This window comes from Rathayibacter rhapontici, assembly GCF_001995175.1.
Lineage (GTDB): Bacteria > Actinomycetota > Actinomycetes > Actinomycetales > Microbacteriaceae > Rathayibacter.
In genome coordinates this window covers 45,291-51,747 of record NZ_MUKN01000028.1, presented here as the reverse complement: position 1 = coordinate 51,747, position 6,457 = coordinate 45,291, and the positions used below count along the sequence as shown (strand labels likewise).

The window sequence follows — 6,457 nt, the reverse complement described above, 5'->3', positions numbered from 1 at the left end:
CGATCCGCCGCCGCCGCCGCCGGCGCCCGCGACGGCGAGACCGTGCTGGCAGCCGTCGGACCCGATGGTCGAGAGGTACTGCGCGTCGCCGCCGACGCGCCGCGGCCCTGCCAGTCGGTGGCCGACCATCCGGCCGCCCCCGCAGGGGCTCCCTTCAGGCGCCCGATCTGCAGGACCTGTCCCGGAGTGACGGCCACGTCCACGACGAGCGTCGAGCCGCTCCCGCCCTTCGACCCGTCCCCCACGAAACCGATGCCGCTGACCGAGTACGGAGCGGAGCCGCTGCCGTTCTGACCGCTCAGGATCGCGCGCACCGTGGTCACCCCGGCGGGCACCGTGTAGTCGAGAGCCCTCTCGACCTTCGGTGACGTGAAGCACGCCGTGGTGAAGACCGGAGCGGCCGACGCGGTCGGCGCGACCACGACGCTCAGCCCGATGCCGGCGACGAGGACCGCCCCGGCGACGAGGGACGAGAGGAAGGACTGACGACGCATGCGCTGCTACTCCTGGCGGCTGCTGCCGGGAGCCGATGCCCGCGGTCGCCTCACAGTAGGAGTGCAGCCGCGCCACGGGAACGCGGAAGGTACACGCTCGCCCTTGTCGGGGGGTACGGATTCCCGTTCTCCGAGCCTCCTCCCAGAGAGCCCTCCTCCGCCGGAGCGCCGATCGGCACAGGGCCGGAGTCGCGCTGATCGTCGCCCTCCCTCCCGTCCCGGCAGCCACGGCAGTGTCCCGGTAGATTGACCGCGAGATGACAGCCGATCCCGATTCGCGCCAGTGGCGGAGGCCGTCGGTGACGGCCGATCAGCGCCGGCCCGACGCCGCGACCGCCGCCGCCCTGTTCGGCGCCTCGATCCTCTCGCTGGTCCTCGGCCGCGCGATCGGGATGTACCCGGACGGCGCCGAGCCGGCGCTGAGCATCGGCCTCCTCGCCCTCGTGATCCTGCCGCTCGCCTTCCGCCGCAGTGCCCCGGTGCCCGTCCTCGCCGTCACCTCGCTGGCGTTCCTGCTGGTCGGCGAGCTGCGCGTGCCCGAGCTGACCATCAGCAACATCGCCCTCTTCATGGCGATGTACACCGTCGGGGCCTGGGAGCCGAGGCGGGCGCGGGCCGACTGGACGCGCGGCGTGCTGGTGATCGTCATGGCCGTGTGGCTGCTCGTGACGTTCTTCCGCGCGAGCACGCAGGACCTCGAGTTCGAGGGCGCGGGCATCGGCGCGCTCACGCCCGTCGCCGCGTACCTCCTCCAGCAGATCCTGATCAACATCCTCTACTTCGCCGGGGCCTGGTGGTTCGGGAACCACGCCTGGGCCTCGGCGCGCCAGCGGGCCCTGACCGACCTCCGCACCCGGCAGCTCGAGGACGAGCAGGCGAAGGTCGCGCGGCAGGCCATCACGATCGAACGGCTCCGCATCGCCCGGGAGCTGCACGACGCGGTGGCCCACCACGTCTCGCTCATGGGGGTCCAGGCGGCGGCGGCGCGGACCCTGCTCGACTCCGACCCCGACCGGGCCCGCGGGCAGCTCGAGGCCCTCGAGGGCACGTCGCGCGCGGCGGTCGGCGAGCTGTACCAGCTGCTCGGCACGCTCCGCGACGAGGAGTCCGTACTCGACCCGGTCACCGCGTCGCTCGGCCTCGACTCCCTCCCCGCGCTGATCGCCGACGCCGAGGCTGCCGGGCTGCGGGTGACGCTCGAGCAGGTCGGCGAGCCGTTCGACGTGCCGCCGCTGGTCGGGCTGAACCTCTACCGCATCGCCCAGGAGTCGCTGACGAACGTGCTCAAGCACGCCGGGCCCGGCACGAGGGCGCGGGTGCACGTGCGCTACGGCGAGGACGCCGTCGAGCTCGAGGTCGCCGACGACGGACTCGGCCGCCCGGGCCCCCGCCAGCGCAACGGAGGCCTGGGCCTCGTCGGCATGCGCGAGCGCGCGGCCACGCTGGACGGCGTGCTCGAGGCGGGGCCGCGCGCCGGCTCCGGCTGGGTCGTCCGCGTCGCCGTCCCCCTGGGGGTGGCGGCATGAGCGATGTCCGAGTCGTCCTCGTCGACGACCACGCCCTCATGCGTCAGGGCATCAGCACGATCCTCTCGGTGCAGCCCGGCATCGACGTCGTCGGCGAGGCCTCCAGCGGCGAGGAGGCCCTGGAGCTCGTCGCGAGGACCCGCCCCGACGTCGTGTGCATGGACGTCGAGATGCCGGGCATCGGCGGGATCGAGGCGACCCGGCGGCTGCTCGCCGATCCGGGGACGCCGGTGCGCGTGCTCATGCTGACCACCTTCGACCGCGAGGACTACCTGCTCGAGGCGCTCGACGCCGGAGCGAGCGGGTTCCTGCTGAAGAACTCGCCTCCGGAGCACCTGGTCTACGGGGTGCGGGCGATCGCGGCCGGGGAGGCGCTGCTCGCGCCCGAGCTGACCCGCGCGGTGATCGAGCGCGCGGTGGCCGCCCGGGGGCGGACGTCCGCGCCGAGCAGGCCCGAGCCCGAGCAGCTGACCCCGCGCGAGGTCGAGGTGCTGCGGCTGATGGCGCAGGGGCTCTCGAACGACGAGATCGCCGACCTGCTCGGAGTCGGCCGCGCCACCGTGAAGACGCACGTGTCGAACGTGCTGATGAAGCTCGACCTGCGCGACCGGGTGCAGGCGGTCGTCTACGCCTACCGGTCCGGCCTCGTCGGCTGAGCCCTCCCTCCGTCCCGAGGCGGAGAGACGGGTTCACCCCCGGGCCGGAAGCGCTCCCCGCGGCCCGCTTCTAGCGTGGAGGTGTCAACGGATCCGGGGAGGTCGCATGCTCAGCGTGCAGAACATCAGTCGCAGTTTCGGCGAGCGCCGCGTCGTCGACGACGTCAGCTTCGACGTGGGCCGAGGGCGCCTCACCGGCTTCGTCGGAGGCAACGGCGCCGGCAAGACCACGACCATGCGGATGATCCTCGGGGTCCTCCGCCCCGACTCCGGCACCGTGACCCTCGACGGCGCGCCCGTGGGCCAGGCGGCTCTGCACGGCTTCGGCTACATGCCGGAGGAGCGCGGCCTCTACCCGAAGATGGAGATCGGCGAGCAGCTGGCCTACCTCGCGCGGCTGCACGGCATCGACAAAGCGACCGCCGTGCAGCGCGGCGACGACCTGCTCGAGCGGCTCGGACTCATCGAGCGCCGTCGGGACAAGCTCGAGGCGCTGTCGCTGGGCAACCAGCAGCGCGTGCAGGTCGCCGCGGCGCTCGTGCACGACCCGGACGTGCTGATCATGGACGAGCCGTTCTCGGGGCTCGATCCGCTGGCCGTCGACGAGGTCGTGGCCGTGATCGCCGAGCACGCGGCACGCGGAGTGCCGGTGCTGTTCTCCTCCCACCAGCTCGACGTGGTCGAGCGGCTCTGCGACGACCTGGTCATCATCGCGGGCGGCAGGGTGCAGGCGGCCGGCGAGCGCGAGGCCCTGCGCGATCAGCACTCCGGCGACCGCTGGTCGCTCGAGATGAGCGGCGACGTGGGCTGGATCCGCGGCCTGCCCGGCGTGGAGGTGGCCGAGCTCGCCGGGACGTCGGCCCTCTTCCACGCCGATGCGGCCGCCGCCGACGCCGTCCTGCGCGCCGCGGTCGAGCGGGGCACCGTGTCGTCCTTCCGGCCGGTGAGGCCGACCCTCGGAGAGATCTTCCGGGACATCGTGGTCAGCGCACCCTCGGGTGCCGATGAGAGAGCAGCAGCCTGATGAGCACCAGCACCAGCACCAGCACCAGCACCAGCACCCCCGCGACCGGCGGCACCCCTCGCTCGGACGCCCCCCGCGACGCGCGGCTCGGCACCTGGGGCGCGACGCTCCTCGTCGCCGAGCGCGAGATCCTCTCGCAGGTGCGCTCGAAGGCGTTCCTCGTCTCGACCGTGATCACCCTCGTCCTGGTGATCGGCGGCATCGTCCTCTACAGCGTGCTGGGGAACCGCACCGCCGAGGCGACTCCGGTCGCGGTCGTCGGATCCGTGCCCTCCGCCGTCACCGGCGCGGACACCCTCGAGATCACCGAGGTCGCCACGCAGGCCGACGCGGAGGACCTGGTCCGCGACGGAACGGTCGATGCCGCTCTCCTCCCCGACGACTCCGCCCTCGGCTTCTCGATCGTCGCCCTCGACGAGGCGCCCGAGGACCTGGTCTCGGCCCTGTCCGTCAGCCCCGAGGTCGCCCTCCTCGACCCCTCCGAGACGCCTTCCGGTCTGCGCACGCTCATCGGGCTCGCCTTCGGCCTGGTCTTCATGCTCGCCGTCCTCGGCTCGGGAGCGACGATCATGCAGAACACGGTCCAGGAGAAGCAGTCGCGGATAGTCGAGATCCTGCTCGCCGCGGTGCCCGCTCGAGCGCTGCTCGCCGGCAAGATCCTCGGCAACTCGGTGATCGGAGTCGGCACCGCGGCCGCCATCGCCGCCGCGTCCGCCCTCGGGCTGGCGATCACCGGCCAGACCGAGCTGCTCGATCTGCTGTCGGCTCCGCTGATCTGGTTCGTCGTCTTCTTCGTCTTCGGATTCGTCCTGGTCGCGAGCGTCTTCGCCGCCGGTGCCGCCCTGGTCTCGCGGCAGGAGGACACGGGCTCGGTGATGACCCCGGCGATGATGCTCGTGATGGTCCCGTACTTCGGCGTCGTGCTCTTCGGCGACAACGCGCTCGTCATGACGATCCTGTCGTACGTGCCGTTCAGCGCTCCCGTGGCGATGCCGGTGCGCCTGTTCTTCGGCGAGGCCGACTGGTGGGAGCCGCTCGTCTCGCTCGCGCTCCTCATCGTCGCGACGACCGCCGTGATGGCCGTGGCGAGCACGATCTACACGAACTCGCTGCTGCGGATGGGCTCGCGGGTGACGCTCCGCGAGGCGCTGAAGTCGAGCTGACCCCGGCCCTGTCGCCTCGTCGCCCTCCGCAGACGCGGCGCCGTCAGGCGGGGGCCCGGTCCGTCGCCGCGTTCTCGACGGAGTCGCCGCCCGCGCGCTCCGCTCCCGGATCGCGCGAGGCGCGCGGCCGCAGCTCGCTCACGATCGTCCCCGCCACGATCAGCGCGGCGCCGACCAGCGCGAGACCGGGCAGCCGCTCGCCGGCGAGGCGGCCGACGACCCCTCCCCAGACCGGCTCCGCGGCGTAGATGATCGTCGCGCGGCTGGGCGAGACGGAGCGCTGAGCCCAGTTCATCGTGAGCTGGATGAGGCAGCTGCTCGCCCCCAGGGCGAGGGCGGCGACGAGCCACACCCAGGAGAACGCGGGGATCGCCTCCCCCGCGACGGGCATGGCCGCGAACGCGAGCCGCCCGCGACGAGCAGCTGCACCACGGTCACGCGCCCGAGGTCGACGCGGCCGGCGAAGACGCTGATCAGGATGATCTCGGCGGCGATCGGGACGGTGCTGACGAGCGTCGCGATCTCGCCCGCCCCCAGCGCGACTCCCGGCTGCGGCCCGGCGACGAAGAGGAGCCCGACGAAGGCCAGCGCGACCCCGACCAGGGTCAGGACCCGCGGTCGCCGGCGGAACACGACCCACTGCAGCAGCGGCACCAGGGGCACGTACAGGGCGGTGAGGAACGCGGAGGTGCTGCTCGGGATCGTCTGGAGGCCGGAGGTCTGGAGCCCGTAGCCGAGCGCGATCATCGCCCCGATCGCCGCGCCCGCACCGAGGTCGATCCGCCGCATCCCGCGCAGCGTCCGACGGAAGACGAGGGCGCTGATCAGGCCCGCGACGACGAAGCGGAGCCCGACGAAGAACAGCGGACCGCTGTGCTCCATCGCCACGTGCACGGCGAGGAAGGTCCCGCCCCAGACCGCGGTGATGCCGATGAGCGCCCACTCGGGCTTCGAGAACCGGAGGGAGCGGAGGAGCGGGAAGTGCAGCATTCTGCACACTTTAGGGTGCAGAATAGTGCGCATGCAACCGTCCTCGGTCCTCGCCCACGTCGGCGGTAACCTCCGGAGGGCCCGGCTGCTCGCGGGGCTCAGCCAGGCCGCGCTCGCGGAGCGCTCGGGCATCAGCCGGCGCACGATCGTCAACGTCGAGGCCGGGGAGGCCAACATCAGCTTGACCGGTGTCGACCGCCTCGCCGAGGCGCTCGGCACCAGCTTCACCGCGCTCGTCTCGGCACCCGGCGGCTCCCCGACGTCGATCGGCGAGGTGGCCTGGCGCGGCGCGGATCCGGCGAGCGTCGCGGTCCTGCTCGCCTCGGTCCCCTCCCGCGAGGAGTCGCAGCTCTGGACCTGGACGCTCGGACCGGGCGAGCGCTACGACGCGCAGCCCGACCCCGACGGCTGGCACGAGATGCTGCTCGTCACCGACGGCACCCTCCTCCTCGCCCGCGACGGGGAGGAGGACCTGACGCTGACCGCCGGGCAGCACGTCGCCTTCTCGACGGACCGGCCCTACTCCTACGTGAACGCCGGAGCGGAGCGCTCCGTCGCCGTCGTCCGCGTCGTCGTGCGGTGAGACCGACCGCCGCCGCGCGGG

The 6,457-nt window shown here is 72.9% G+C and carries 8 protein-coding genes; 5 read left to right on the top strand and 3 right to left on the bottom strand.

Going from position 1 to position 6,457, the window contains the following annotated elements; translation table 11 throughout:
• Positions 1-494: hypothetical protein (locus B0T42_RS10655; RefSeq protein ID WP_201788528.1), on the bottom strand; the 494-nt coding region annotated here is incomplete at its 3' end.
• A gap of 257 nt (positions 495-751) precedes the next feature.
• Between B0T42_RS10655 and B0T42_RS10650 the strand changes: the two genes are divergently transcribed.
• The 4 genes from B0T42_RS10650 (at position 752) to B0T42_RS10635 (ending at position 4,863) form a co-directional block, all read left to right on the top strand.
• Entirely contained in the window at positions 752-2,020 is a 1,269-nt protein-coding gene (locus B0T42_RS10650) for a sensor histidine kinase (RefSeq protein WP_077223125.1), read from the top strand.
• Positions 2,017-2,676, top strand: a complete 660-nt coding sequence (locus B0T42_RS10645; protein ID WP_077223124.1) for a response regulator — start codon at positions 2,017-2,019, stop codon at positions 2,674-2,676. Before B0T42_RS10650 ends, B0T42_RS10645 begins: the two co-directional genes overlap by 4 nt.
• Positions 2,677-2,782: 106 nt before the next feature.
• Positions 2,783-3,700 carry an ABC transporter ATP-binding protein gene (locus B0T42_RS10640; RefSeq protein WP_077223123.1) on the top strand — a complete coding sequence of 306 codons (918 nt, stop codon included), beginning with the start codon at positions 2,783-2,785 and terminating at the stop codon, positions 3,698-3,700.
• On the top strand, positions 3,700-4,863 hold the full coding sequence (locus B0T42_RS10635; protein WP_077223122.1) for an ABC transporter permease: 1,164 nt from the start codon (positions 3,700-3,702) through the stop codon (positions 4,861-4,863). The genes B0T42_RS10640 and B0T42_RS10635 overlap by 1 nt, the downstream gene beginning before the upstream one ends.
• A 43-nt stretch (positions 4,864-4,906) precedes the next feature.
• On the opposite strand, the gene B0T42_RS21300 is transcribed toward B0T42_RS10635, so the two are convergent.
• Positions 4,907-5,158, bottom strand: coding sequence for an EamA family transporter (locus B0T42_RS21300; RefSeq protein ID WP_446737371.1), 252 nt, complete (start codon positions 5,156-5,158; stop codon positions 4,907-4,909).
• On the bottom strand, positions 5,155-5,886 hold the full coding sequence (locus tag B0T42_RS10630; RefSeq protein WP_236720222.1) for a DMT family transporter: 732 nt from the start codon (positions 5,884-5,886) through the stop codon (positions 5,155-5,157). Before B0T42_RS10630 ends, B0T42_RS21300 begins: the two co-directional genes overlap by 4 nt.
• On the opposite strand from B0T42_RS10630, the gene B0T42_RS10625 reads away from it, so the two are divergent.
• Positions 5,885-6,436 carry a helix-turn-helix domain-containing protein gene (locus tag B0T42_RS10625; RefSeq protein WP_077223121.1) on the top strand — a complete coding sequence of 184 codons (552 nt, stop codon included), beginning with the start codon at positions 5,885-5,887 and terminating at the stop codon, positions 6,434-6,436. The genes B0T42_RS10630 and B0T42_RS10625 overlap by 2 nt on opposite strands.
• Positions 6,437-6,457 lie beyond the last annotated feature (21 nt).